This is a genomic window from Cryobacterium adonitolivorans (assembly GCF_004402695.1).
Classification (GTDB): Bacteria; Actinomycetota; Actinomycetes; order Actinomycetales; family Microbacteriaceae; genus Cryobacterium; species Cryobacterium adonitolivorans.
The window spans coordinates 104050-130675 of the sequence record NZ_SOFL01000056.1; the positions used below are offsets into that span (position 1 = coordinate 104050).

Consider the following 26626-nt stretch of genomic DNA (forward strand, 5'->3'; position numbering starts at 1 on the left):
CGAGCTTGTCGAGCCTGCTCAGCGATTAATGCGCTGGTGCTGACTCGGCAAGCTCGTTCTTTGTTACTAACTGGAGGCCTTTTTTGTTTAGCGCCATTGCGCGGATATTCCGCACGCCGGACCTTCGTAAGAAGATCGGGTTCACCCTGGGCATCGTCGCCCTGTTCCGTCTGGGCTCGTTCATCCCCGCCCCGTTCGTGGACTTCGGTAACGTGCAAGCCTGTCTTGCAGCGAACCAGGGAACGAGCGGCCTCTACGAGCTCGTGAACCTGTTCAGCGGCGGCGCCTTGCTGCAGCTGTCAGTCTTCGCGCTGGGGATCATGCCGTACATCACGGCCTCCATCATCGTGCAGCTGCTGCGCGTTGTGATCCCACACTTTGAGACCCTCTACAAGGAGGGTGCGGCGGGCCAGTCCAAGCTCACGCAGTACACGCGCTACCTCACCATCGCCCTGGGCATCCTGCAGTCGACCACGCTGATCACCGTTGCCCGCAGCGGCGCCCTGTTCGGCACCTCGGCCTCCTCCGAGTGCTCGCAGCTGCTCACCAATGACTCCTGGTACGCCATCATGCTGATGGTCATCACCATGACCGCCGGTACCGGCGTCATCATGTGGATGGGTGAGATGATCACCGAGCGCGGCATCGGCAACGGCATGTCGCTGCTGATCTTCACCTCCATCGCCGCGCAGTTCCCGAACTCGCTCATCTCGATCGCCCAGCAGAAGGGCATCGACGTCTTCCTGATCGTGCTCGCGATCGGCCTGGTCGTTGTGGCCGGTGTGGTGTTCGTTGAACAGTCGCAACGCCGCATCCCGGTGCAGTACGCCAAGCGCATGGTGGGTCGCCGTACCTACGGCGGCAACAACACCTACATTCCGATCAAGGTGAACATGGCCGGCGTTGTGCCCGTCATCTTCGCGTCGTCGCTGCTGTACCTGCCGGCCCTGATCGCCCAGTTCAACCAGCCCGCCGCCGGCGAGACGCCGCAGGCCTGGGTCACTTGGGTCACCAACAACCTCACCCAGGGCAGCCACCCGCTGTACATGGCGTTCTACTTCCTGCTCATCGTGGGCTTCACCTACTTCTACGTCGCGATCACCTTCAACCCCGAAGAGGTCGCCGACAACATGAAGAAGTACGGCGGCTTCATCCCCGGCATCCGTGCCGGCCGGCCCACCGCCGAGTACCTGGACTACGTGCTGACCCGGGTGACCCTGCCCGGTGCGCTGTACCTGGGCCTGATCGCGCTGATCCCGCTGCTCGCGTTCTCGCTGATCGGTGCCGACCAGAACTTCCCGTTCGGTGGCGCCAGCCTCCTGATCATCGTGGGTGTCGGCCTGGAGACGGTCAAGCAGATCGACTCGCAGCTGCAACAGCGCCACTACGAGGGGCTCCTGCGATGACCCGCCTTCTCGTGATCGGACCCCCCGGGGCCGGCAAGGGCACCCAGGCCGTGCGCCTGGCCGAGGCCTTCGGCATTCCCGCCGTGTCAACCGGCGACATCTTCCGCCACAACGTGAAGACCGAAACCGAGCTGGGCGTGCAGGTCAAGGCGTACATCGAGGCCGGCAAATACGTGCCCGACTCGCTGACCAACGCGATCGTCGCCGACCGCCTCAAGGAGCCGGACGCCACCAACGGCTTCCTGCTCGACGGCTACCCGCGCACCACCGACCAGGTGCTCGAGCTCGACCGCCTGCTCGACGCCGAGGGCACCTCGCTCGACGCCGTGGTGCAGATCGTCGCCGACACCGACGAGGTCGTCGCCCGGCTGCTCAAGCGGGCCGCCGAGCAGGGCCGCGCGGACGACACCGCTGAGGTCATCCGGCACCGTATGGACGTGTACGCGGAGCAGACCGCACCGCTGATCGACCTGTACGACAAGCGCGGCGTCGTGGTCACCATCGACGGCCTCGGCGCCGTCGACCAGGTCACCGACCGCATCGTTGCGGCGCTGGCCGAACGCGGCCTGCACGCCGTCGGGCCCACCGACGCCGTGACCGCGTCCGCGTAGTTCGTTTCACCCGGGCACCGGACTTCGCCGGTGCCCGTTTCATGTGCGGCACCGGAATCAGCCGATGCCTTCCCCGCTCGATGAATTAGTTTGCAGGTATGTCCGTGGCCCTTCGCCGCTCCATCTACAAGTCCCCGGCGCAGATGCGCCTGATGCTGGCCCCCGGCCTGGCGACCGCTGCGTCGCTCGTGGCGGCCCGCGAAGCGATGGGGGTAGGCGTCACCACCCTCGACGTGGATGCCGCCGCTGAGGCCGCCATTGTGGCCCTGGGCGGTATGCCCAACTTCAAGCTCGAGCAGGGCTACTTCCACACCGTGTGCGCCTCGGTGAACGACGACGTGGTGCACGGCATCCCGGGTTCTCGCGTTTTGGGCGCCGGCGACATCGTGTCGATCGACAGCGGCGCGATCATCGACGGCTGGAACGGCGACGCGGCGTTCACGTTCGTGCTGCCCGACCCGAGCCGCCCGGAGGTCGTCGCCGAGCGCGAGGAGCTCTCGCGGGTGACCGAGCAGTCGCTCTGGCACGGTATCGCCCGGCTGGCCGAGGCCCGGCACCTCAACGAGGTCGGCGAGGCCATCGAGGACTACATCGAATCGCAGGGCACCTACGGGATCCTCACCGACTACGTGGGACACGGCATCGGCAAGGCGATGCACGAGGCACCGCCGGTGTTCAACTACCGGGTGCGCCAGAAGGGCCCGGACGTGAAGCCCGGCCTGGTCGTGGCGATCGAGCCGATGGTGGTGCTCGGCGACATCGAGACCTACACCCGCGACGACGACTGGACCGTCGCCACCAGCGACGGCAAGGCCGCCGCGCACTGGGAGCACAGCGTCGCCGTGCACAAGGACGGCATCTGGGTGCTCACCGCCGAAGACGGCGGCGCGGCGGGCCTGGCCCAGTTCGGCATCACCCCCGTCCCCCTGGCCTAACCGCCCCGCCGGAGCCGCGTGCCGCGGCCATCCGTGCCTAACTGTTGCCCGTGCGGACAATTGCGCCCGGTGTGCCGGACGCAATTGCCCGTTGCGGTAACAGTTGGCCCATGGATGGGGCTGGCGAGCGAGCTAGGCGTCCATCACGTGGACCAGCTCGTCGATGAAGGACGCGAAGTCGACGGAGCGCTTGATCAGGCGCTGCACCTCGACGCGGTCGGAGAACACCTCGACGAACTGGTCGAAAACCGCCTGGAAGGTGCTGCGGCCGGCGGCGCTGAACGCGATCAGCGCGACCACGTTCACCCGGTTGTCGCCCCAGACCATCGGGGCGTCGTTGATCACGATGGCGATGGAGGTTTGCTTGGCGCTCATCGCCATCGCGTGCGGCACGGCGAGGTTGTCGGTGAACGCGGTGGATGACATGAGCTCCCGCTCGATGGCGCCGTCAACGTAGCTCTGGTCGATGATGCCTCGCGCCATCATGCGCTCGCCCAGCGCGGTGATCATCGCGGTCTCGTCGGGGGCGTAGAAGTTGCGGGAGAACATCGACTCGTCGAAGAACTGCAGCAGGTCGTCCTTCAGGCGCGCGCGGCGGCGCATCCGTCGCACCCGGCTGGCGTGCTGGCGGATGCGGTCGACGTCGTTCTGGGTGAGGAACGGCTGGATCACGATGACCCCGTCGGCGTGCAGCTGCGGGTCGATGGTGGTGAGCACCAGATCGGCGTCGAGCGAGTCCCAGTCCACGTCGGAGCGGGTGATCACCGCGACGACCTCGAGGTCGTCGCCGAGCACCCGTTCGATACGTTCGCGCAGCAGCACGTGCATGTCGTAGTAGTTGGGGCAGACGATCGCGCAGGAGACCAGCTCCACCCGGCGCACCTGCTGCTCGAGATGCGCGCCCACGTGCATGGCGATGTAGGCGATCTCGTCGTCGTTGATCACGATCTGCTCGGCGCGCTGCAGTTCGCTGGCGATGTACACCGCCAGCTCGTAGATCAGCGGGTACGAGGTCTTGATCGACCGGGTGAGCGGGTTGCGGGAGTACGACTTGTCGTGCGCCCGGTTGATCAGGTTTCGCACGTGCAGGGTCAGCCGCACGATGAAGTCGTCGTCGTCGAGGTCGACGAGGTACTCCTGGCTGGCCCGGTCCACGATGGCGCGCATCATCGCGAGCTCCTCCGGTCGCACGTAACTCTCGATGAGGGTCTCGGCCGGCTGGTCGTGGCCGGGGGTGATCACCCGGGTGGTGAGCAGGAAGGCCAGGTAGGCGAGGTCGCCGCCGCCCAGGCGCACGTCGAAGTGCTTCGTGATGAGGCCGGACAACGACGTCGCCAGCTCGGACGGCGGTTCGGCCACAGCCGGCGCGGGGGAAAGGTGCTTGGTGACCCGGTCGATGGCGATGGCCACGTGCAGCAGAACGTTGTTAATGCCGTACTCGTTGACGAAGTAACCCTGGCCGTCGAGCAGTTCGATGAGGTCGGTCTTGAACGCGCCGAGGCTGTCGGCGCCGGCCTGCCCGGAGGTGAATTCGCGCTGGATCGTCTCCAGGTCGATCATGCCGCGGGCGCTTTCTTCGCGGAACATGCGGCTGAGCAGCCGGCGCCGGTCGGTTTCCGTGCCGGTGAGGGTGACGACGCTGCCGTGGCGCACCAGGGCCAGGCCGCTGTCGGGCAGCATCAGCCGCACCCGGCCCAGGTCGGCCTCCACGGTGGAGTCGCTGACGAAGTTCTCCGCGGCCACCTCGTAGACGTCGAGACCGTCGGGCGATTCGGTGAGCCGCCGCACCAGGCTGGAGAGCCGTTGCTGCGGGGTGTCGGCATCCGTCTCGCGTACCTTGGACCGGTGCTGGGCGGTGAAGCTGGCGAATTCGTCACGGTTGAGCCGATAGCCGGCGGTGCCGGATTCGATGACGGTGAGCGGATGCGCGGCCGCCTTCACCGCGGTGACATAGCTGCGCACACTGCGCGGGGTAACCCCCAGGCGGTCAGCAAGTTCGCCTGCCGTGATCCAGCTGGAAGTCTGGGACAGGAGGTCCAGCAACCGCGTCTGTCTATCACTCATCGTGCGCAACTCCATTGTCTCAAGACTAGTCAAGCAGAGTGCGGCCTTGGCACGGTAGGGCTCCAGCGTGTTTCCGCACCCTGCGGAAAAGGGTCTGGTGGCGCCGGAAGTGCGAAGAGAGGACAGTAGGTGTTGCATTCAAAGATCGATGAAAGGAAAGAATCAATGAAGATTCTTATCGTGTGTGGTGCCGGAGCGTCCAGCGCGTTCGTGGCGCACAGGCTGCGGGTCACCGGCAAGGAACGCGGGCTCACCCTCGCGGTCGTCGCCGGCAGTGAATCGGATCTGCCGTCCTCCCTCGACACCATCGACGTACTCCTGGTCGGTCCCCACCTCGCCCCCCGCTTCGAGCGCATCAGCGCCCAGGCGAAAGAGCGGGGCGTTGGCGTGGTCCTGCTGCCCGACTCGGTGTTCTCGGCGCGTGACGGCGCCGTGGCACTCGACCTGGCCGTGGATGCCGAACACGAACGGTCCTGGGTCTGACTTACAGGTCAGCCGGATCGCTCCACCCCTGATTGTTGTGCCGGCAGCCGCCGGCTGCCCGCACGAAGCCGGACCTCGACTGAGGCCCCGGTGACAATCCCACACGTTGGAAAGGCAGGCGCGACACATGGTCGAACGCACCGTACAGATCGGATCGGCGCACGGGCTGCACGCGCGCCCCGCGAAACTCTTCACAAAGGCCGCCGCCGCCGCCGGTTCACCGGTCACCCTGCAGAAGGGCGACGGCAAGCCGGTCAACGCCGCCAGCATCCTCGGCGTCATCTCGCTGGGAATCAACCACGGTGACAGCGTCACCCTCGCCACCGACGGCGACAACGCCGACACCGTGCTCGACGGCCTCGTCGAGCTCCTCCTCACCGACCACGACGCCTAAGCGGACGCGCACATGATTGAGCTTCAGGGCATCGGGATCGGCCAGGGCGTCGCCATCGGCCGTGTCCTGCGCATGCCCGAACCGTTGCCGGAGCCGGTCACCACCCGAAGCACCCTCGATCCGGATGCCGAACTGGCCCGGGCGACCGCGTCGATGCACGTCGTCGCCGAAGACCTCGAGGCACGGGGCGAGCGCGCCGGCGGCACCGCCCAGGAGGTGCTCGAGGCCCAGGCCATGATGGCCGAGGACCCCACCCTCATCGAGGAAGTCACCTCCCGGCTGCACAAGCACCAGACCGCCGAACGCGCCGTGTTCGAGGCCTTCGCCACCTTCCGCGACCAGATGCTGGCCCTCGGCGGCTACCTCGGTGAGCGTGCTGCCGACCTCGACGACGTGGCCCAGAGGGTCATCGCGAACCTCGGCGGCCTGCCCGCGCCGGGCGTGCCGGATCCCGCCGAGGCCTTTGTCCTCGTCGCCCATGACCTCGCCCCCGCCGACACGGCCCTGCTCAACCTCGACAAGGTTCTTGGCCTGATCACCATCGACGGCGGACCCACCTCGCACACCGCCATCCTGGCCCGGGAGAAGTCGATCACCGCGATCGTGGGCACCCACGCGGCCGCGCAGCTCGCCGACGGCGACGAGGTCATCATCGACGCCGCCAACGGCATCGTGCTCGTGGCCCCCAGCGCCAAACAGCTCGCCGAGGCCCGCGCCCGCATCCTGGCCCGCGAGGCCCGCGCCCTGGCGCCCATCGGCCCGGGCAGGCTCAAGGACGGCATTCCCGTGCCGCTGCTGGCCAACCTCGGTTCCGCGGATGGCGCCGCGAAGGCCGTCGCCCTCGGCGCCGAAGGCGTGGGCCTGTTCCGCACCGAATTCCTCTTCCTCGACTCCACCTCCGCCCCCACCGTCACGCAGCAGCGTGAGCAGTACGAGCGGATGCTGCGCGAATTCCCCGGCCAAAAGGTCGTCGTGCGGGCGCTCGACGCCGGCGCCGACAAGCCGCTGGCATTCCTCAACGACGCCGCCGAGGAGAACCCCGCACTGGGTCTCCGGGGCCTCCGCGCCCTGCGCGCCAGCGAGGACATCCTGCGCGAGCAGCTCACCGCCCTCGCCGAGGCCGACGCGGCCACCGACGCCGACCTGTGGGTGATGGCGCCGATGGTGTCCACCGTGGAGGAGGCGGCGTACTTCACGGCCCTCGCCCACGAGTTGGGCCTGAAAACGGCCGGGGTCATGGTCGAGGTGCCGTCAGCGGCGCTGCTGGCCGACCGCATCCTGGCGCAGACCGACTTCGCGTCGATCGGCACCAACGACCTCACCCAGTACACCCTCGCGGCCGACCGGATGCTTGGCAGCGTCGCCGCGTTCCAGGACCCGTGGCACCCCGCGGTGCTGCGCCTGGTGGGCGAGGTCGGCGCTGCCGGCGCAAGCCTGGGCAAGCCCGTCGGCGTCTGCGGCGAGGCCGCGGCCGACCCGCTGCTGGCCGTGGTGCTCGTGGGCCTCGGCGCCACCACCCTGTCGATGTCGGCGTCAGCCCTCGCCGACGTTCGGGCCTCCCTGGCCGACTTCACACTTGAGCAGGCGCGGCACCTCGCCGCGGCCGCTCTGACCGCCGACGGCGCAGCATCCGCTCGCGCCGCGGCAACTGCAATCGCACACAGCTACACCAGCACCGCCCCCACCGGCACGGGCCCTACCGTGCTGACCACCCCCGAGAGAGGTACACAGAAATGACAACGACGTCTGTCACAGAGAAGAAGGGCGCGAGGGTCCACGTACAGGCCTTCGGCACCTTCCTGAGCGGCATGATCATGCCCAACATCGCGGCGTTCATCGCGTGGGGCATCATCACCGCCTTCTTCATCCCCACCGGTTGGACCCCGAACGAGACCCTGGTCGCGCTCGTTGACCCGATGATCTTGTACCTACTCCCGTTGCTGATCGCCAACACCGGTGGCCGGATGGTCTACGGCACCCGCGGTGGAGTGATCGCCTCGATCGCCACCATGGGTGTCATCGTCGGCAGCTCGATCCCGATGTTCATCGGTGCGATGATCGTCGGGCCGCTGTCCGCGTGGATCCTGATGAAGGTCGACAAGATCTGGGCCGGCAAGATCAAGCCCGGCTTCGAGATGCTGGTGGACAACTTCTCGGCCGGTATCCTCGGCTTCGCCCTGGCCCTGGGTGCGTTCTTCGGAATCGCCCCGCTGGTCACCGGCCTGAGCGCCTTCCTCGAGACGATCGTGGACTGGCTCATCGTCAACGGTCTGCTGCCGATCGCGTCGATCTTCATCGAACCGGGCAAGATCCTCTTCCTCAACAACGCCATCAACCACGGGGTGCTCACCCCCATCGGTGTGCAGCAGGTCCAGGAGAGCGGCAAGTCCATCCTGTTCCTGCTTGAAGCGAACCCCGGCCCCGGCCTGGGCATCCTGCTCGCGTTCACGTTCTTCGGCACGGGCCTGGCCCGCGCGAGTGCACCCGGCGCGATCATCATCCAGTTCCTCGGTGGCATCCACGAGATCTACTTCCCGTACGTGCTGATGAAGCCGATGCTGATCCTCGCCGCCATCGGTGGCGGTATGACCGGTGTCGCCGTGAACGTCGCCTTCCAGACCGGCCTGCGCGCCCCCGCCTCGCCCGGCAGCATCATCGCCGTGCTGGCCCAGACGCCGGCAACCGACTATGTCGGAGTGATCCTCTCGGTCATCGCCTCCGCCGGTGTCTCGTTCGCGATCGGTGGTGTCATCCTCCGCGCCAGCCGCAAAAAGGACCTCGCCGCGGCGAACGACACCGCACTGGCCGAAGCCATCGCCAAGACCGAAGCCAACAAGGGCAAGTCCAGCTCGATCCTGGGCAACCTGGGCGCCACGGCCACCACCGCAACCGCTGTGAAGAGCATCGTCTTCGCCTGCGACGCCGGCATGGGCTCCAGCGCCATGGGCGCCTCGGTGCTGCGCAACAAGATCAAGAAGGCCGGCATCGAAGGGGTCACGGTGACCAACCAGGCCATCGCCAACCTCGACGGCACCGCCGACCTCGTGATCACCCACCAGGACCTGACGGACCGGGCCCGCGGAAAGAGCCCCAAGTCGGTTCACGTGTCGGTGGAGAACTTCATGAACAGCCCGAAGTATGACGAGGTCGTGCAGTCCCTGCAGGGCACGAACGAAGGAGTGACACAGTAATGACCCAGAGCATTCTGGAACCGCAGAACGTGGTGGCCGCGGGCGCGGCCACCACGCGGGACGAAGCCATCCGAGAGGCTGGTGCCCTGTTGGTCACCGCCGGAGCGGTCAAGCAGGAGTACGTCGACTCGATGTTCGTGCGCGAAAACTCCGTCTCGACCTACATGGGCAACTTCCTGGCGATCCCGCACGGCACCAACGACGCGAAGGAGTCGATCGTGCGATCGGCTCTCTCGCTGGTGCGGTACGCGGAGCCGATCGACTGGGACGGCCAGCCCGTCAAGTTCGCGGTCGGCATCGCCGGCCTGAACAACGAACACCTGGAGATCCTCTCCAAGATCGCAATCGTCTTCTCCGACGAGGACGAAGTACAGAAACTGATCGACGCTGGTTCGCAGGACGACATCTTCGCCCTGCTCGAGGAGGTAAACGCAGAATGAAAGCCATTCACTTCGGCGCGGGCAACATCGGCCGCGGCTTCGTAGGTCTCCTGCTTCACGAGGCCGGTTATGAGGTTGTCTTCGCCGATGTGAATGCCCCTCTCATTGAGGCGCTGCAGCAGGCGCCGTCGTACACCGTGCACGAGGCGGGGGAGACCCCCACCGACAAGGTGGTCGACAACTTCCGCGCTCTCAACAGCGCCACCCACGAGGCCGATCTCATCACCGAGATCGCCACGGCGGATGCGGTCACCACCGCCGTGGGACCCACCGTGCTGCGGTTCGTGGCCCCGGTCATCGCGGCGGGCCTGGCCCGCCGCGAGGCCGGGTTGCCCCCGCTGGCCGTGATGGCCTGCGAGAACGCGATCAACGCCACCGATGTGCTCGCCGAGCAGGTCTGGGCGAACGTGCCAGAGAGTGAGCGCGCCGCCCTGGAAGGCCGGGTGGCCTTCGCCAACACTGCCGTGGATCGCATCGTTCCCGGCCAGGCTGCGGATGCCGGCATCGATGTCACCGTCGAGGCCTTCTACGAGTGGGTCATCGAAAGTCCCGCGTTCGGCTCCGCCCCGCCGGTGATCCCCGGCGCCACGTTCGTTCAGGACCTCGCGCCCTACATCGAGCGCAAGCTCTTCACCGTGAACACCGGACACGCCACCGTCGCCTACCTCGGCACCCAGGCCGGCGTCTCCAAGCTCTCCGACGCCCTCCTGGTGCCGTCCGTCGCGGATGGCGCCCGCCGGGTGCTCGAAGAGACCAGTGCCCTCCTGGTGGCCAAGCACGGCCTCGACGAAGCCACCCAGCGGGCCTACCGGGAGAAGATCCTCGGCCGGTTCGCGAACCCGTCCCTGCCGGACACCGTCGAACGCGTCGGCCGTCAGCCGCTGCGCAAGCTCAGCCGGCACGAACGTTTCATCGGCCCGGCCGCCGAGATCGCCGAGCGCGGCACCCGCCCGGTGGCGCTGCTCGAGGCGATCGCCGCGGCCCTGCGCTTCGACGTTGCCGACGACGAACAGAGCGTCGAACTGGGGCGGATGCTGGCCAGCGACTCCGCCGAGACCATTGTGGCGAACGTATGCGGGCTTGAGGCCACGCATCCGCTCTACGCCGATGTGCTCGAGGTCGTGGAAGCGGCCCGGAGATTATAGGGATGAATTGCCAAAGGGCAATCGCATAGCATAGGATAAATCCTTGGTGTCTAGCACTGCCTTTGTTGGCGTGTCTTAGGTGCCACAATCCCCGCAAGACCAGCAACCAATACTTTAGCGATAGTGAGTTATGGCCAAAAAAGACGGTGTCATCGAGATCGAGGGCGCAGTAGTCGAAGCTCTTCCCAACGCGATGTTTCGTGTTGAGTTGACAAACGGCCACAAAGTTCTTGCCCACATTTCGGGCAAGATGCGTCAGCACTACATCCGCATCCTTCCTGAGGACCGCGTGATCGTGGAACTGAGCCCTTACGACCTGACCCGCGGTCGGATCGTATACCGCTACAAGTAAGCGTTGCTGTAAGTAACGGCCCGCGGCATTCCGTGGGTACGAAGACAGCGATTACAAGGACACACCCATGAAGGTCAAGCCCAGCGTCAAGAAGATCTGTGACAAGTGCAAGGTCATCCGCCGTAACGGCAACGTGATGGTCATCTGCGAGAACCCGCGTCACAAGCAGCGTCAGGGCTAGTGGTTTCGACAGGCTCAACCGCCGGGTAGTTCGCCGGATGTCGAGCTTGTCAAGACAATCAGCACGACACAACTAAATACATAGCAGTGCCGGGAACCCTTCGGGGTGACACCATCGGTCGGAGGCCGATGCACAGGTGCTGCTACAGACCTCCACTCATCCCACAGGAGAAGCCACAATGGCACGTCTAGCCGGCGTAGACATTCCGCGCGATAAGCGCGTGGAAGTTGCACTTACTTACATTTTCGGTGTTGGCCGCACGAGGGCACTCAAGACCCTCGCCGACACTGAGATCGATGGAAACATCCGCGTCAAGGACCTGACCGACGACCAGCTCGTCCAGCTCCGCGACTACATCGAAGGAACCTTCAAGATCGAGGGTGACCTTCGCCGTGAGGTTGCCGCTGACATCCGCCGCAAGGTCGAGATCGGTAGCTACGAAGGTATTCGTCACCGCAAGGGCCTGCCCGTTCGCGGCCAGCGCACCAAGACCAACGCTCGCACCCGCAAGGGCCCGAAGCGCACCGTAGCCGGCAAGAAGAAGGCGCGCTAGGCCTCGCCTAGCCCGTCACGCCTCTAGGATTCAGGAGAAATCATGGCAGCACCAAAGTCGGCCGTTCGGAAGCCGCGTAAGAAAGAAAAGAAGAACATTGCTGTGGGCCAGGCCCACATCAAGAGCACCTTCAACAACACCATCGTCTCGATCACCGACACCACCGGTGCGGTCATCAGCTGGGCGTCCTCAGGTGGAGTCGGCTTCAAGGGTTCGCGCAAGTCGACCCCGTTCGCCGCTCAGCTGGCCGCCGAGTCGGCTGCCCGCCAGGCGCAGGAGCACGGCATGAAGAAGGTTGACGTCTTCGTCAAGGGACCGGGTTCAGGCCGCGAAACGGCTATCCGTTCGCTGCAGGCTGCCGGCCTCGAAGTTGGCTCGATCAACGACGTGACGCCCCAGGCCCACAACGGTTGCCGTCCCCCGAAGCGCCGCCGCGTTTAATTCCTTTCAGTGACTGGCGATTGGGCTTGTCTGGGTCGAAAGATCCGGGCAGGCTCACTCGCCGTTCACCGCGACAGGGCCGCTTTTCGCGGGCCCGTCGAGACTCACAATTTCACAACTCGCCAACAAGTGTCATATAGCGGACACTTCGCCGAAAGGAATCAATAGTGCTTATTGCACAGCGCCCCACGCTCACCGAAGAGAACATTTCGGAGTTCCGGTCCCGGTTCGTCATCGAGCCCCTCGAGCCTGGCTTCGGCTACACCCTCGGTAATTCGATGCGCCGCACCCTGCTTTCCTCGATTCCCGGCGCTGCTGTCACCAGCATCCGCATCGATGGAGTGCTTCACGAATTCAGCACCGTTCCCGGGGTCAAGGAAGATGTCACCGAGATCATCCTGAACATCAAGGGTCTCGTCATCTCGAGCGAGCACGACGAGCCGATCACCGCGTACCTGCGCAAGCAGGGCTCCGGCCAGGTCACGGCCGCCGACATCTCGGCTCCGGCCGGCGTCGAGGTTCACAACCCCGAGCTCGTCATCGCGACCCTGAACGACAAGGCCAAGTTCGAACTTGAACTGACCATCGAGCGTGGCCGTGGTTACGTGTCGGCTACCCAGAACCGCAACGAGTACTCCGAGGCCGGCCAGATTCCGGTCGACTCGATCTACTCGCCGGTTCTCAAGGTGACCTACCGTGTCGAGGCAACTCGTGCCGGTGAGCGCACCGACTTCGATCGCCTCGTCGTTGACGTGGAGACCAAGTCGGCGATCACGCCTCGCGACGCCATCGCATCCGCCGGTCGCACGCTGACCGAGCTGTTCGGTCTGGCCCGCGAGCTGAACACCGCCGCTGAGGGCATTGAAATCGGCCCCGCGCCGGTCGACGCCGTCCTCTCCACCGAGCTGTCCGTGCCGATCGAAGACCTCGATCTGTCCGTGCGCTCGTACAACTGCCTCAAGCGCGAAGGCATCAACAACGTCAGCGAACTGGTCGCCCTCTCGGAGACCCAGCTGATGAACATCCGCAACTTCGGTCAGAAGTCGGTGGATGAGGTCAAGGACAAGCTCGTAGAGCTCGGCCTGTCGCTGAAGGATTCTGTGCCCGGCTTTGACGGTGCGCATTTCTACAGCGGTTACGACGAAGAAACCATCTAAGGCACGTCGTTCCTCGACTGCTTTTCGACTTTGATACTGGAGATTACCGATAATGCCTAAGCCCACTAAGGGAGCCCGTCTCGGTGGCGGACCGGCGCACGAGCGCCTCATGCTCACGAACCTGGCTGCCGCCCTGTTCACCCACAAGTCCATCAAGACGACTGAGACGCGCGCCAAGCGCCTGCGTCCGGTTGCCGAGCGCCTGGTGACTTTCGCCAAGCGTGGCGACCTGCACGCTCGTCGTCGTGTTCTCGCGTCGATCGGCGACAAGACCGTCGTGCACGAGCTCTTCACCGAGATCGCGCCCCAGGTTGCGCTGCGCGATGGCGGCTACACCCGCATCACGAAGCTCGGCTTCCGCAAGGGCGACAACGCCTCCATGGTGCAGATGGAACTCGTTCTCGAGCCCGTCACGCCCAAGGCGAAGCCGGCCAAGGCCTCCGCAGCGAAGGCGTCCGCGCCCGTCGCCGAGGAGACCCCGGTTGAGGCTGAGACCGTCGAAGCCGAGACCGTTGAGGCCGACGCTGCTGACGCATCCGCTGAGGAAGCCAAGTAACACCAGCTTCACCCGCTCTACCTGAAAGGGCCCGACTTCGGTCGGGCCCTTTTGTGTGCCCGGCGCACGGTCGCCCTGGCTGATGCTCGCTGCGCCCCGTGTGGCGCGCCGCGCCAGCTATAGCGGGCGCATCCGGCCACAGGAGGGGCAGCGAGGGTGGCACGCAGGTGGCGGCGGGTGGCAGCGGGCCGGTGGCGGGGTGGCGGCGTGCGGTCGGGGTGCGCTAAGCCGTGCTGGCCGCGCGAGGACCTCGGCTGGAGGTATGCGGGTCACGCGCCGTTATGCGCCTGGCGCGCCACCCGCATAACGGCGCCTTGCCCGCATGCCTCGGGTAACCCGCCCCGAGCGGCGGCCGGGTGCGTCAGCGGACGCGGAACGCTTGCAGGGTGTCGGCGCCGGGGGCGCGGCTATGCCCGGCGCCGGGCAGCCGCTTGAGGGCCGTGGCCACCGAGTCGGCGTAGATCGCCCCGCCGGTGGATCCGGGGTGGATGCCGTCGTCGGCGAGCACGTCGACGTGCGGGGCGATCGCCCCGCTCCAGTCGGCCAGGACCACCTGGCTGCGGCGCGCCGAGAAGTCTGACAACTCCTCGTTGACGCCGACGGTCCAGTCCCGGTCCGCGAAAGCGTTCACCACGATCAGCCCGCGGGAGGGGCCGATCACCCGCATGATGGCGGCGAGGTCGTCCGGGTCGACCGCGCCGTTGGTGCCGAGCCCCAGCAGCACCACGGGGCGAAGGGTGCCCGCGGCGCGCTGCGCGGCCAGGATGTCCGGGGCGGCGTCCATGCCGCGGGACACGGCGGCGTCGATCGCGATGCCGGGAAACTCGGCCTGCAGCTCGGCCGCCGAGGCGAGCATCACGGAGTCCCCGACGGCGGTGATGTTCGACCCCCTGCCGGCCTCAGCGGCCACCCCAGCGGCATCCCTGGCGGCCTGCGCCGAGGCGGCCCCAGCCGCGCGGGCGAGCGCCTGCTGGCCGCGCAGCACTTCGGCCTGCGCGGTCGTGACGGTGGGTGCCGTGACAACGGATGCGACGGTGCCCGCCAGCAGCATCAGCCCGGCGGCCGCGGCCAGCACCAGCGCCGCAACCGGGCGGTATCGGCGCAGGGTGCCCGGCGCGGACTCCCGCGAGGTGACACGCGCGCGCAGCCGAACGGCAGCGCCGCGGAGGCCCAGCCGGCGGATCGGCATTTCGAGCCACCGGTGGGAGATCACGGCGGCGGCCAGCGCCAGCGCGAGGGTGAGCAGTCCGGTGGCCGCGATGCTGGCCGGGCCGCGGCCGAACGGCGCCACGAGCTGCATCAGCACCAGCAGCGGCCAGTGCCAGAGGTACAGGCCGTAGGAGCGTTCACCGAGGTAGCGGAGCGGAGCGCTGTCGAGCATCCGCCCGAACCGGCCGCCGGCCGCACCGGCCCAGATCACCACGGCGGTGCAAATGCTCACCAGAAGCAGGCCACCCCGGTAGGTAGTGGCGGCGTCTGCGGGCAGCCAGATCGCAGCGGCGAGCAGGCCGGCTACTCCGGCGGCGCCCCACCAGGGGCGAGTCGCGGCGAGGGTCCAGCGCGCAGTGGCGGCGGGCGATGCAGCCGCCGCCGCGCCCCCGAGCGCCGCGACCGACCCGAGCGGGCGCAGCAGCAGGGCCAGACCGGCGCCGATGAGCAGGCCGAAGCTGTGCGTGTCCGAGCCGTAGTAGACCCGGGTGGGGTCGCTGCCCGGGTGGAAGCCGATGCCCATCCACGCGGCCGACGCCAGGGCGAGGACCGCGACGAGGGCCAGGCGCAGGCCCGGCCGTCGGATCCGCAGCAAGAGCAGGAGCAGCAGCGGCCAGAACAGGTAAAACTGTTCCTCCACGGCCAGCGACCAGAGGTTGCGGAGCAGCTCGGGCTGGCCCAAGCCGAAATACCTGCTGTTCGCCGCCATCGACACCCAGTTATAGCTGAACGTGGCGGCGCCGAACAGCTTCCAACCCAGGCCCACGAGCACGTCGCCGCCGAGCAGCCAGGCCACCGTGCACGCCACCAGAACCACCGGCACCAGAGCCGGCAGCAGGCGCCGGGCCCGTCGCTGCCAGAACCGCCGCGGCGAGAACCGGCCGGTGCCCTCGTGTTCGGCCACGATCAGGCCGGTGATCAGGAAACCGCTGATCACGAAGAAGATGTCCACGCCGATGAAACCGCCCTGCAACACCGGCGGGAACATGTGGTAAACGACGACCAGCGTGACGGCGAGGCCCCGGAGGCCGTCGAGGCCGCTGAGCCGACGCCCGGCGGCCGGAACGTCCGGGCCGCTGACGGTGACAGCTGTGGCGGGGGAGCGGGGCGCGATGCGAAGGGAACTGGTCATAACTGTGCGGCCTCAGACGGCCCGTCCAACGATAACCCGGCCCGGCCTCTACACTGACCTCTGTGAGTGTTCCCGAGCCCGTCGACGGCGCCCTTCCGCTGGTCCTGGCCGAGCTCAACCCGGATGGCGCCCTGGCGGAACCGTCCGATTCGATGCCGGAACCCGGCTCCAGCCGCATCCGCCTCGACGTCGCGTACGACGGAACCGACTTCTTCGGCTGGGCCGTACAGCCGGGCTACCGCACCGTGCAGGGCCAGATCGAGGAGGGTCTCGGCGCGATCCTCAAACGCCACCAACCCACCCCCACCCTCGTGGTCGCCGGCCGCACCGACTCCGGCGTGCACGCGCTGGGCCAGGTGGCCCACTTCGACCTCAACCCCGACCAGGTCAACGCCCTGGTGCGGGTCAAACGGGGCAAGGTCGCACCCAGGTTCCCCAACGAGCTGGCCACCATGGTGCAGCGCCGACTCGGCGGCATCCTGGTCACCCAGCCCGAAATCGTGATCCACCGCGCCACCGTGGCCCCGGTCGGTTTCGACGCCCGGTTCTCCGCCCTGTGGCGCCGCTACGAATACCGCATCTCCGACACCGGGGCGTTGCGCGACCCGTTGCAGCGGCTGCGCACCACCTGGCACGGCTTCAAGCTGGACCTCGCCTCGATGCAGGAGGCCGCGGCCACCCTGATCGGGCTGCACGACTTCGCCACCTATTGCAAACCGCGCCCCGGCGCCACCACCATCCGCACCCTGCAGTCCTTCGAGTGGCGGCGCGACCCCGACGGGGTGCTCGTGGCGACGCTGCAGGCGGATGCGTTCTGCCACTCGATGGTGCGGGCCCTGGTGGGCGCCTGCGTGTCGGTGGGGGAGGGCAAGCTGGTGGGCACCCGGCTGGTGGACCTGCGCATCGAACGGGCCCGCACCAGCGAGTTCAAGGTGATGCAGGCGCACGGCCTCACGCTCATGGAGGTGGGCTACCCCGAGGACGCGGGCATGGCCATCCGTGCCGCGCAGACCCGCGCCCGCCGTGAGTTGCCCGAAGACGAGTGAGCCGCACCGGGCGGGATTGGCCGCGCGAGTTGTGCCGAGGCCTGTCGTGAACTAGTGTTGCTCTTTGGTGTCTTAGGCGTTGCAGCCAGGCACACGAACGTGAGCCCTCCATCGATCGTGTTCTCCTCGAGAACACACCCGGAGCGGGATTCACGAACACCTCCGTTCGAAAACAAGAAAGCAGCACAACAGTGACGCGCACTTACACCCCCAAGGCAAGCGAACTCCAGCACGACTGGGTCGTCATCGATGCCACCGACATCATTCTGGGTCGGCTCGCCAGCCACGCCGCGATTCTTCTTCGCGGCAAGCACAAGGCGACCTTCTCCCCCCACATGGATGGTGGCGACTTCGTCATCATCATCAACGCCGAGAAGATTGCCCTGACCGGCAAGAAGCTCGACCTCAAGATGGCGTACCGCCACTCCGGTTACCCGGGCGGCCTCACGGCCACGAACTACTCGGAGATGCTCGAGAAGCACCCCACCCGTGCGGTAGAAAAGGCGATTCGCGGCATGCTGCCGAAGAACTCGCTCGGCCGTGCACAGCTGCTGAAGCTCAAGGTCTACGCAGGCCCCGAGCACCCGCACGCTGCGCAGCAGCCCAAGCCGTACACCCTCAGCCAGGTCGCTCAGTAGCGTCGGCCCCAGACTTCTCGATATCTAAGAAAAAAGGATTCACACCATCGTGGCGAAGATCGCAGACCAGATTGACGCAACTCCCGAGAGCTACTCCACCGAGACTCCCGCTGAAGTTGCAACCAAGGCGCCCCGCGCCGTCCTCAACGTTCCCGGCGCAGCCGTGGGCCGTCGCAAGCAGGCCATCGCCCGCGTGCGCATCGTCCCCGGCGCCGGCAAGATCGTCGTCAACGGGCGCGAGCTCGACGACTACTTCCCGAACAAGCTGCACCAGCAGCTGATCAACGACCCGTTCAAGGTCCTCGACCTGCTCGGCAGCTACGACGTCATCGCACGCATCACCGGTGGTGGCCCGTCCGGCCAGGCCGGCGCGCTGCGCCTCGGCATCGCCCGCTCGCTGAACCAGATCGACGAAGAGAACAACCGCGCCATCCTCAAGAAGGCCGGCTTCCTCAACCGTGACGCTCGCGTCAAGGAGCGCAAGAAGGCCGGACTCAAGAAGGCCCGTAAGGCGCCGCAGTTCTCGAAGCGCTAACCCGTTAGTCGAGTTCACACAGATATGGCTCGACTATTCGGCACGGACGGCGTCCGGGGCCTGGCTAACCGTGATCTCACGGCTGGCCTGGCCCTGGGCCTCGCCCAGGCGAGCGCCGTTGTGCTCACCTCAGGCCGCCGCGCAGAGGAACGACGTGCCAAGGGCCGTCGTCCCGTCGCCGTGGTCGCCCGCGACCCCCGCATTTCCGGTGAATTCATCACCTCCGCCGTTGCAGCAGGCTTGGCCAGCTCCGGCGTAGACGTGTTGGATGCAGGCGTCATCCCGACGCCCGCCGCCGCATTCCTCATCGCCGATATCGGCGCGGACTTCGGCGTGATGATCTCCGCCTCGCACAACCCGGCGCCCGACAACGGCATCAAGTTCTTCAACTTCGGCGGCACCAAACTTCCCGACGACGTCGAGGACCGCATCGAAGCGGTGCTCGCCGCTGGGGATCAGCTCCTCACTCCGATCGCCGGCGACGTCGGACGCATCCGTCGCTTCGCCGACGCCGAGGACCGCTACGTCGTGCACCTGCTCGGCACCCTGCCGCACCGGCTCGACGGCATTCACGTGGTGCTCGACTGCGCCCACGGCGCGGCGGCCGGCGTGTCTCCGCAGGTCTTCACGGATGCCGGCGCCCGGGTCACCGTGATCGGTGCCGACCCCGACGGCCTCAACATCAACGACGGCGTGGGCTCCACCCACCTCGACAACCTCGCCCGTGCGGTGCTCGAGCACGGCGCCGACGTGGGCATCGCCCACGACGGTGACGCCGACCGCTGCCTGGCCGTGGACCGCGACGGCAACATCGTCGACGGCGACCAGATCATGGCGATCCTGGCCGTGTCGATGGCCGAGCGCGGCGTGCTCAAGGACCGCACCCTCGTGGCGACGGTGATGAGCAACCTGGGCCTGAAGAAGGCCATGGCCGCCAACGGCATCAACATGATCGAGTCCAAGGTGGGCGACCGTTACGTGCTCGAGGAGCTCGACGCGCACGGGCTGTCGCTCGGCGGCGAGCAGAGCGGGCACGTCATCATGACCAAGTTCGCCACCACCGGCGACGGCATCCTCACCGGGCTGCACATCGTGGCCGAGATGGCCCGCACCGGCAAGACCCTCGCCGAGCTGGCCAGCGTGATGAAGGTGTTCCCGCAGATCCTCGTGAACGTGCGCGGCGTCGACCACCACGCCCTCGCCGGCGACGAGGTCATCGCCCAGGCCGTGCGCGACGCCGAATCCGAGCTCGGCGACACCGGCCGGGTGCTGCTGCGCCCCTCCGGCACCGAGCCGATGGTGCGGGTCATGGTGGAAGCCGCCGACCAGCCCACCGCCGACCGCCTGGCCCACGCCCTGGCCGACGTCGTGCAGTCCCGCCTGGCCTTGCAGTCCAGCTAGCTTCCTCGCTGGATCTCGACACGCTTGATCAGCGGATGGGCGCGACCGCATCGTTGGTCGAGCTTGTCGACGCCGTGCTGAGCCTGTCGAAGTAGACCTGGTGGCCTCTTCTCGCGAACGCGGTTGGGTTCGATCAGCGCGAGAGCGGCGTCGCGATCAGGTAGCGCACGTGGCGGCGTAGCGGCGAGTCCTCGGGTAGGCGCGGGTGGTCGAACTCGCCCGCGGGCCGCATGCCCAGTCGCTCCATCACCCTCCGTGAGCGGATGTTGATGACCGCCGTGATCGAGTTCACCTCCGCCAGTCCGAGGGTGTCGAAGCCGAACCGCAGGGCGGCCGTCGCCGCCTCGGTCGCGAAGCCCTGGCCCCAGGCCGACTGCGCCAACCGCCAGCCCACCTCGACCCCGCCGGAGCCGGGGATGCCCTCGAGCATCGGCGCGAGACCGGTGAAGCCGATGAACTGGCCCGTGTCCAGGCGCTCCAGCGCCCACAGCCCGTAGCCGTGCACGTCGAACATCGCATCGGCGCGGGCCGCGAGGGCGTCGCTCTGTTCACGGCTCAGGGGAGCGGGGAAGTAGTGCATCACCTCGTCATCCGCCGTGAGCTGGGCAAACGGCTCACGGTCGGTGTCGTGCCAGCGCCGCAGCAGGAGGCGGTCGGTGCGCATGTCGAAGTCCATCGCTCCACCGTAGCGCCGCCGCCCGAATCGACACGTGGGGCCCGTAGGCGCCCTCCCGGCGGCGCAACCGTTGCCCGTCCGGACTTCTGTGTCCGGCGCGCGGGGCGCAGAAGTCCGCTTCGGCAACAGTTGCGGCGCGCGACGCGCGGCTCAGACCTTGCGCAGCAGTACCTTGTCGACGGTGTGGTCCGAGTCCTTGCGCAGCACCAGGGTGGCGCGCGAGCGGGTGGGGCGGATGTTCTGCAGCAGGTTGGGCTCGTTGATGCTGCCCCAGATGGTGCGGGCGCGCGCCCGTGCCTCGTCCTCGCTGAGGGAGGCGAACCGGTGGAAGAACGACTTGGGGTTGGTGAACGCGCCGCGCTGCAGGCGGAGGAAACGCTCCTCGTACCAGCGGGAGATGTCGGCAGTGCGGGCATCCACGTAGATGGTGAAGTCGAACAGGTCGCTCACCGCGAGCCCGTGTCCGGGGGCGGGCGGTTGCAGCACGTTCAGGCCCTCGACGATGAGGATGTCGGGCTGGCGCACGACGACCTGCGCGTCGGGCACGATGTCGTAGTTCAGGTGCGAGTAGAACGGGGCGCGCACCTCGGTGGCGCCGCTCTTGATGGCGCTGACGAAGCGCAGCAGCGCGCGCCGGTCGTACGACTCCGGGAAGCCCTTGCGTTCCATCAGGCCCCGGCGGGCCAGTTCGGCGTTGGGGAAGAGGAACCCGTCGGTGGTGACCAGTTCCACCCGCGGGGTGTCTTCCCAGCGGGCCAGGAGCTCGCGCAGCAGTCGGGCGATGGTGGACTTGCCCACCGCGACAGAGCCGGCCACGCCGATCACGAACGGGGTGCGCTGGGCGCGTTCGCCGAGGAAGTCGCTGGTGTCGCGGTGCAGCTTGCGGGCTCCGGCGGCGTAGAGGTTGAGCAGCCGGCTCAACGGCAGGTAGACATCCGAGACCTCGTTGATGTCGAGCGGCTCGCCCAGACCGCGCAGCTGCACGACCTCGGTCTCCCGCAACGGCAGCCGGGTGGAAGGTGCGAGGGATGCCCACACAGCACGGTCGAGCTCCACAAAGGGGGTGCTGTGACCGTTATTACTGGGGCTCACCACCGGCTCGGACATCGAGACCAAGCTTAGTGCGACTAAAATCAGGGCCATGTGCGGAATCGTGGGATATGTCGGAGACAACAAAAGCGTCGAGGTCCTCATGGGAGGTCTTCGTCGACTCGAGTACCGGGGGTATGACTCCGCGGGAATCGCGGTGATCGACGACGCCGGTGTGCTCAATACCGCCAAGCGCGCCGGCAAGCTCGCGGTGCTCGCCGCCGAGCTCGAGGCGCACCCGGTCAACAACGGACGCACCGGCATCGGGCATACCCGGTGGGCCACCCACGGTGGTCCGACCGACCAGAACGCGCACCCGCACCTGGGTGACGACGGCAAGCTCGCCCTCATCCACAACGGCATCATCGAGAACTTCTCGCCGCTCAAGGACGAACTCCTCGCCGAGGGTTACGTCTTCGACAGCGAAACCGACACCGAGGTGGCCGCGGTGCTGCTCGGCCGCGAATACCAGCGTCTGGGCGACCTGGGTGAAGCCTTCCGCACCGTCGTCGCGCGCCTGGACGGCGCGTTCACGCTGCTCGCCGTGCACCAGGACCAGCCCGGCGTCGTCGTCGGCGCCCGCCGCAACTCGCCGCTGGTGATCGGCCTGGGCGACGGCGAGAACTTCCTCGGCTCCGACGTCGCCGCGTTCGTGGAGTACACCCGCCGTGCCGTCGCGATCGGCCAGGACCAGATCGTGACCATCACCCCCGACCTCGTCACCGTCACCGACTTCTTCGGCAACACCGTCGAGGTCGAAGAATTCGACATCGCCTGGGACGCCTCCGCCAGTGAAAAGGGCGGCTGGTCCAGCTTCATGGCCAAAGAGATCTCCGAGCAGCCGGATGCCGTCACCAACACCCTGCGCGGCCGCATCCACGACGGTCAGGCCGTCGTGCCCGAGCTCGAGGCCTTCGGCGACGACGTGCTCGCCAGCATCCGCCGCATCGTGATCGTGGCCTGCGGCACCGCCGCGTACGCCGGCCAGACCGCCAAGTACGCCATCGAGAAGTGGGCGAAGGTGCCGGTGGACGTCGAACTCAGCCACGAGTTCCGCTACCGCGACCCGGTGCTCACCGCGGACACCCTGGTGATCTCGATCAGCCAGTCCGGCGAGACCATGGACACCCTGATGGCCGTGAAGTACGCCCGCGAGGCCGGCGCCAAGGCCATCTCGATCTGCAACACCCAGGGCGCCACCATCCCGCGCGAATCGGACGCCGTGATCTACACGCACGCCGGCCCCGAGGTCGCCGTCGCGTCGACGAAGGGCTTCACCGGCCAGATCGCCGCGCTGTACCTCTTCGCCCTGCACCTGGCCCGGGTGCGCAACACCCTGTCGCTGGAGGAACTGGCCGAGCAGGTCGTCGAGCTGCAGGCTATTCCGGAGAAGATCGCCACCACCCTCCTGCAGGGCGAAGCCGTGCGTCAGCTCGCGGTGTGGATGACCGACTCCCGCGCGGTGCTCTTCCTCGGCCGCCACGTGGGCTTCCCGATCGCGCTCGAGGGTGCACTCAAGCTCAAGGAACTCGCCTACATCCACGCCGAGGGCTTCGCCGCCGGCGAGCTCAAGCACGGCCCGATCGCCCTGATCGAACCCGGCCAGCCGGTCTTCGTCGTGGTGCCGAGCCCGCGTGGTTCGGCGCACCTGCACCCCAAGGTGGTCTCCAACATCCAGGAGATCCGCGCCCGCGGCGCCCGCATCATCGCGATCGCCGAGCAGGGTGACGCCGCGGTGCTGCCCTTCGCCGACACCGTGTTCCACATCCCGCTCGCCGGCCCGCTATTCGAGCCGCTGCTGGCCGTGGTGCCGCTGCAGATGTTCGCCATCGAGCTGGCCACCGCCAAGGGCCTCGATGTGGACCAGCCGCGCAACCTTGCCAAGTCAGTCACGGTCGAGTAGGCCAGTCGAACAGGCCACGGATGCCCAGGGCTCGCCGCGTCATCGCCTCGCGATGTCACCGGGCCCTGGGCATTTCGCTGAAACCAGCACACAAGGATTGAGCAGACCATGATCAAGGGCATCGGCGTCGACATCGTCGACCTGGCACGCTTCGACCGGCAGGTGGCCCGCACGCCCGGCCTGGTGCCGCGGCTGTTCGCGCCATCCGAGCGCGCCCTGCCGACGCACTCGCTGGCGGCCAGGTTCGCCGCCAAGGAAGCCCTGATCAAGGCCCTCGGCGACAGCGTGGGAACCAGCTGGCAGGAGATGGAAGTGATCTCGGACGCGCACGGCAACCCGTCGTTCGCGCTCACCGGGGCGGTGCGGGCCGCCTTCGCCGCCCGCGGCATCACGAGCGCGCACCTGAGCCTCACCCACGACGCCGGGGTCGCCTGCGCGTTCGTGGTCCTGGAGGGAGACGCATGACCCAGTTCCGTGAGGCCGTCATCGACCTCGGCGCGGTGCAGGCCAACGTGGCGCACCTGCGCAGCCTGATCGGCACCCGGCACACCATGGCCGTGGTCAAGGCCAACGGCTACGGCCACGGCGCCGTGCCGGTGGCGCGCGCCGCCCTCGCCGGCGGCGCCGACTGGCTCGGCGTCGCCGACATCGACGAGGCCCTCGCCCTGCGCGCCGCCGGCATCGACGCCCCGGTGCTGGCCTGGCTGCACGGTCCGGACGCCGACTTCGCCGCCGCCATCACCGCCGACATCGACCTCGGCCTGTCGTCGGCGCTGCAAGTGCGTCAGGTCGCGGCCGTCGCCAATACGCTGGGCCGGCCCGCATCCGTGCAGATCAAACTCGAGACCGGACTCAACCGCAACGGCGTCGACGAATCGGACTGGGCCGAGGTGCTGGGCCTGGCCGCCGCGTTCGAGCGGGTCGGCCGGTTGCGGGTGCGCGGCCTGTTCAGCCACCTGGCCAACACTTCGCCCGACGACGACCTCGCCGCCATCGCCAGCTTCGGCCGCGGCCTGGAGGCCGCCACCGCCGCCGGGCTCACCATCGACCTCGCCCATCTGGCCTCCACCGCCGCCGCCCTGCGTCTGCCCGCCGCGCGCTACTCGATGGTGCGGCTGGGCATCGGCATTTACGGGCAGTCCCCATTCAGCGACGCTGATGCCGCCGACCTCGGCCTCACCGCGGCCATGACCTTGCGCGGCCGGGTCGCCGCCGTGCGCCGGGTCGTCGCCGGCGCGGGTGTCTCCTACGACTACCTGTGGCGCGCCACCGTCGACACCACCCTCGCCCTGGTGCCGCTGGGCTACGCCGACGGGGTTCCCCGGCAGGCCATGAACGCCGCCCGGGTCGCCATCAACGGAACCCAGTACCCGGTGGTGGGTCGCGTCGCGATGGACCAGTTCCTCGTGGATGTGGGCGCGGACCCGGTCGCCGTCGGCGACGTGGTGGTGCTGTTCGGTGACGCCGCGGCCGGGGTGCCCACCGCCGCCGAGTGGGGCGCGGCCGCGGGAACCATCAACTACGACATCGTCACGCGGGTGGGCGCCCGGGTGCCGCGCCGGTATGTCGGACCCGATGCCCTCACGGCAGCCGACACGGCCGGCGCGGAGGCCGCAGCCGCTGATGACACCGGCAGCGCCCCGCCAGAAACCCCGAGGCCGTAGTCTGATGCGCCGCACGATCGCCGACCCCGAGACCATGCACGCTTTTGGCCAGGAACTGTCCGGGCTGCTGCGCGCCGGTGACCTGATGGTGCTCACCGGCCCGCTCGGCGCCGGCAAGACCACCTTCACCCGCGGCCTCGGCGAGGGCTTGCGGGTGCGCGGCGCGGTCACCAGCCCCACCTTCGTGCTCGCCCGCACGCATCCGAGCACGGTCGGCGGACCGGCGCTGGTGCACGTGGATGCGTACCGGCTGAGCAGCGCGATGGAGCTCGATGACCTCGACATCGACTTCGCCCGCTCGATCGTGGTCGTGGAGTGGGGCCGCGGCCTGCTCGAAGGGATCACCGAATCGTGGCTGGACGTGGAGATCGAGCGTCCGCTCGGCGCCTCCCAGGCTGACCCGGGCGCCGAAGTTGACGACGCCGTCGCCCTGGACCTGCCCGAACCGCGCACCGTCACGGTGACCGGCCACGGGCCACGCTGGCGAGCCGGGCTCGGCCTCGCCGCCGCTGCCGTCCCTGCCGTCCCGGACGAGCCGGGGTCCGCATGACCGCCACCCGCCCCACCGGCGCCTGGTACTGGACCGCCCTGGTCTTCACGGGCCTCATCGGCGGGCTGCTCTCCGGCGTCTTCGGGGTCGGCGGCGGCATCGTGATGGTGCCCCTGCTCATCGCCCTGATGAGGATGGACCAGCGCCGCGCCGCGGCGACGTCCCTCGCGGCGATCGTGCCCACCTCCATCGTGGGGTCGATCACCTACCTCGTCAACGGACACATCGACCTCGTCGCCGGCGCGATCATCGCGGCCGGGGCGGTGGTGGGCTCGGTGATCGGCACGAACCTGCTGCGGCGCATCCCACTGTTTTGGCTGCGCTGGCTGTTCATCGCGCTGCTCATCCTGGTGGCCGTCCGCATGATGGTGGTGGAACCCGAACGCGGCGCCGCCCTCGAGCTGAGCTGGATCGTGGTGCTCGGCTATCTTGCCCTCGGGCTGGCGATGGGCGTCGCCTCCGGCCTGTTCGGCATCGGCGGGGGAGTGATCGCCGTGCCGGCCCTGGTGGCGGTGTTCGGCGTGAGCGACCTCATCGCCAAGGGCACCTCGCTGCTGGTGCTGGTGCCCACGAGCATCGTCGGCACGGTCGCGAACGCCCGCGCCCGGCAGGTCGACCTGCCGGCCGGCCTCGTGGTGGGCGTGGCCGCCACCATCGCGGCCGTGCCCGGGGTGGCTCTGGCGCTGCTGATCCCGCCGCGGCTGTCGAGCATCCTCTTCGCCGTGCTGCTCCTGCTCGCCGCCGCGCAACTCACTCTCGAGGCCCTGCGCACCAAGCGCCCCTGACGCCCGCCCGCCACGCCCGCCCGCCCGCCCGCCCGCCCGCCCGCCACGCCCGCCCGCCGCTCCCGCCCCGCGAGTTGCCAGTTGCGGCC

At 67.9% G+C, this 26626-nt stretch carries 28 protein-coding genes; 24 read left to right on the top strand and 4 right to left on the bottom strand.

Annotated elements, in window-relative coordinates:
* Positions 1-83 precede the first annotated feature (83 nt).
* The 3 genes from secY to map all read left to right on the top strand — a co-directional run bounded on the left by secY (position 84) and on the right by map (position 2952).
* Positions 84-1406, top strand: coding sequence for a preprotein translocase subunit SecY (secY, locus tag E3O42_RS17035; protein WP_134455244.1), 1323 nt, complete (start codon positions 84-86; stop codon positions 1404-1406).
* Positions 1403-2017 (top strand): adenylate kinase, encoded by a 615-nt coding sequence (locus tag E3O42_RS17040; RefSeq protein ID WP_134455246.1) that lies wholly within the window; start codon positions 1403-1405, stop codon positions 2015-2017. The genes secY and E3O42_RS17040 overlap by 4 nt, the downstream gene beginning before the upstream one ends.
* A 98-nt stretch (positions 2018-2115) precedes the next feature.
* Complete coding sequence (gene map, locus E3O42_RS17045) at positions 2116-2952, top strand: type I methionyl aminopeptidase (protein WP_241984896.1); 837 nt, start codon at positions 2116-2118, stop codon at positions 2950-2952.
* Positions 2953-3084: 132 nt separating this feature from the next.
* Here map and E3O42_RS17050 read toward each other — a convergent pair whose 3' ends face one another.
* Positions 3085-5016, bottom strand: a complete 1932-nt coding sequence (locus E3O42_RS17050; RefSeq protein WP_134455248.1) for a BglG family transcription antiterminator — start codon at positions 5014-5016, stop codon at positions 3085-3087.
* Positions 5017-5181: 165 nt separating this feature from the next.
* Between E3O42_RS17050 and E3O42_RS17055 the strand changes: the two genes are divergently transcribed.
* The 12 genes from E3O42_RS17055 (at position 5182) to rplQ (ending at position 13909) form a co-directional block, all read left to right on the top strand.
* Positions 5182-5499 carry a PTS sugar transporter subunit IIB gene (locus tag E3O42_RS17055; RefSeq protein WP_134455250.1) on the top strand — a complete coding sequence of 106 codons (318 nt, stop codon included), beginning with the start codon at positions 5182-5184 and terminating at the stop codon, positions 5497-5499.
* Between the two features lie 127 nt (positions 5500-5626).
* Positions 5627-5893: an HPr family phosphocarrier protein gene (locus E3O42_RS17060; protein ID WP_134455252.1), complete on the top strand. Its 267-nt coding sequence runs from the start codon at positions 5627-5629 to the stop codon at positions 5891-5893.
* Positions 5894-5905: 12 nt separating this feature from the next.
* Positions 5906-7630: a phosphoenolpyruvate--protein phosphotransferase gene (ptsP, locus tag E3O42_RS17065; protein WP_134455254.1), complete on the top strand. Its 1725-nt coding sequence runs from the start codon at positions 5906-5908 to the stop codon at positions 7628-7630.
* Positions 7627-9084 carry a PTS mannitol transporter subunit IIBC gene (locus E3O42_RS17070; protein WP_134455256.1) on the top strand — a complete coding sequence of 486 codons (1458 nt, stop codon included), beginning with the start codon at positions 7627-7629 and terminating at the stop codon, positions 9082-9084. Before ptsP ends, E3O42_RS17070 begins: the two co-directional genes overlap by 4 nt.
* A complete protein-coding gene (locus E3O42_RS17075) occupies positions 9084-9524 on the top strand; it encodes a PTS mannitol transporter subunit IIA (protein WP_134455258.1) in 441 nt (146 codons plus the stop codon). The genes E3O42_RS17070 and E3O42_RS17075 overlap by 1 nt, the downstream gene beginning before the upstream one ends.
* Entirely contained in the window at positions 9521-10669 is a 1149-nt protein-coding gene (locus E3O42_RS17080) for a mannitol-1-phosphate 5-dehydrogenase (protein ID WP_134455260.1), read from the top strand. Before E3O42_RS17075 ends, E3O42_RS17080 begins: the two co-directional genes overlap by 4 nt.
* 130 nt (positions 10670-10799) lie before the next feature.
* Positions 10800-11021, top strand: coding sequence for a translation initiation factor IF-1 (gene infA / locus E3O42_RS17085; protein WP_022883252.1), 222 nt, complete (start codon positions 10800-10802; stop codon positions 11019-11021).
* 67 nt (positions 11022-11088) lie between these two features.
* A complete protein-coding gene (gene rpmJ / locus E3O42_RS17090) occupies positions 11089-11202 on the top strand; it encodes a 50S ribosomal protein L36 (protein ID WP_035834639.1) in 114 nt (37 codons plus the stop codon).
* 178 nt (positions 11203-11380) lie between these two features.
* On the top strand, positions 11381-11755 hold the full coding sequence (rpsM, locus tag E3O42_RS17095; RefSeq protein ID WP_134455261.1) for a 30S ribosomal protein S13: 375 nt from the start codon (positions 11381-11383) through the stop codon (positions 11753-11755).
* Between the two features lie 42 nt (positions 11756-11797).
* Positions 11798-12196 (top strand): 30S ribosomal protein S11, encoded by a 399-nt coding sequence (gene rpsK, locus E3O42_RS17100; RefSeq protein WP_055821293.1) that lies wholly within the window; start codon positions 11798-11800, stop codon positions 12194-12196.
* 167 nt (positions 12197-12363) lie between these two features.
* On the top strand, positions 12364-13353 hold the full coding sequence (locus E3O42_RS17105) for a DNA-directed RNA polymerase subunit alpha (RefSeq protein ID WP_134455263.1): 990 nt from the start codon (positions 12364-12366) through the stop codon (positions 13351-13353).
* Between the two features lie 52 nt (positions 13354-13405).
* The gene (rplQ, locus tag E3O42_RS17110; protein WP_134455265.1) at positions 13406-13909 is read left to right on the top strand and encodes a 50S ribosomal protein L17; all 504 of its coding nucleotides are present in this window, start codon (positions 13406-13408) and stop codon (positions 13907-13909) included.
* A gap of 361 nt (positions 13910-14270) precedes the next feature.
* Here rplQ and E3O42_RS17115 read toward each other — a convergent pair whose 3' ends face one another.
* Positions 14271-16250, bottom strand: a complete 1980-nt coding sequence (locus E3O42_RS17115) for an acyltransferase family protein (protein ID WP_134455267.1) — start codon at positions 16248-16250, stop codon at positions 14271-14273.
* Positions 16251-16402: 152 nt separating this feature from the next.
* Between E3O42_RS17115 and truA the strand changes: the two genes are divergently transcribed.
* The 4 genes from truA to glmM all read left to right on the top strand — a co-directional run bounded on the left by truA (position 16403) and on the right by glmM (position 19870).
* A complete protein-coding gene (gene truA, locus E3O42_RS17120; RefSeq protein ID WP_134455296.1) occupies positions 16403-17296 on the top strand; it encodes a tRNA pseudouridine(38-40) synthase TruA in 894 nt (297 codons plus the stop codon).
* Between the two features lie 191 nt (positions 17297-17487).
* On the top strand, positions 17488-17934 hold the full coding sequence (gene rplM, locus E3O42_RS17125; RefSeq protein ID WP_110128290.1) for a 50S ribosomal protein L13: 447 nt from the start codon (positions 17488-17490) through the stop codon (positions 17932-17934).
* Positions 17935-17983: 49 nt separating this feature from the next.
* Positions 17984-18469: a 30S ribosomal protein S9 gene (rpsI, locus tag E3O42_RS17130; protein ID WP_130175904.1), complete on the top strand. Its 486-nt coding sequence runs from the start codon at positions 17984-17986 to the stop codon at positions 18467-18469.
* 24 nt (positions 18470-18493) lie between these two features.
* Positions 18494-19870: a phosphoglucosamine mutase gene (gene glmM, locus E3O42_RS17135; RefSeq protein ID WP_134455269.1), complete on the top strand. Its 1377-nt coding sequence runs from the start codon at positions 18494-18496 to the stop codon at positions 19868-19870.
* 133 nt (positions 19871-20003) lie between these two features.
* Here the strand turns inward: glmM and E3O42_RS17140 are convergent, their stop codons facing one another.
* Complete coding sequence (locus E3O42_RS17140; protein WP_198414174.1) at positions 20004-20546, bottom strand: GNAT family N-acetyltransferase; 543 nt, start codon at positions 20544-20546, stop codon at positions 20004-20006.
* Between the two features lie 150 nt (positions 20547-20696).
* Positions 20697-21653, bottom strand: coding sequence for a type I pantothenate kinase (gene coaA / locus E3O42_RS17145; protein WP_134455271.1), 957 nt, complete (start codon positions 21651-21653; stop codon positions 20697-20699).
* 34 nt (positions 21654-21687) lie between these two features.
* Here coaA and glmS point away from each other — a divergent pair, with 34 nt between their 5' ends.
* The 5 genes from glmS to E3O42_RS17170 all read left to right on the top strand — a co-directional run bounded on the left by glmS (position 21688) and on the right by E3O42_RS17170 (position 26537).
* Positions 21688-23538, top strand: a complete 1851-nt coding sequence (gene glmS / locus E3O42_RS17150) for a glutamine--fructose-6-phosphate transaminase (isomerizing) (protein WP_134455273.1) — start codon at positions 21688-21690, stop codon at positions 23536-23538.
* Between the two features lie 108 nt (positions 23539-23646).
* Entirely contained in the window at positions 23647-24003 is a 357-nt protein-coding gene (locus E3O42_RS17155; protein ID WP_134455275.1) for a holo-ACP synthase, read from the top strand.
* A complete protein-coding gene (gene alr, locus E3O42_RS17160) occupies positions 24000-25202 on the top strand; it encodes an alanine racemase (protein WP_134455277.1) in 1203 nt (400 codons plus the stop codon). The genes E3O42_RS17155 and alr overlap by 4 nt, the downstream gene beginning before the upstream one ends.
* A 4-nt stretch (positions 25203-25206) precedes the next feature.
* Positions 25207-25752, top strand: coding sequence for a tRNA (adenosine(37)-N6)-threonylcarbamoyltransferase complex ATPase subunit type 1 TsaE (gene tsaE / locus E3O42_RS17165; protein ID WP_134455278.1), 546 nt, complete (start codon positions 25207-25209; stop codon positions 25750-25752).
* Entirely contained in the window at positions 25749-26537 is a 789-nt protein-coding gene (locus E3O42_RS17170) for a sulfite exporter TauE/SafE family protein (RefSeq protein WP_134455280.1), read from the top strand. Before tsaE ends, E3O42_RS17170 begins: the two co-directional genes overlap by 4 nt.
* Positions 26538-26626: the final 89 nt, after the last annotated feature.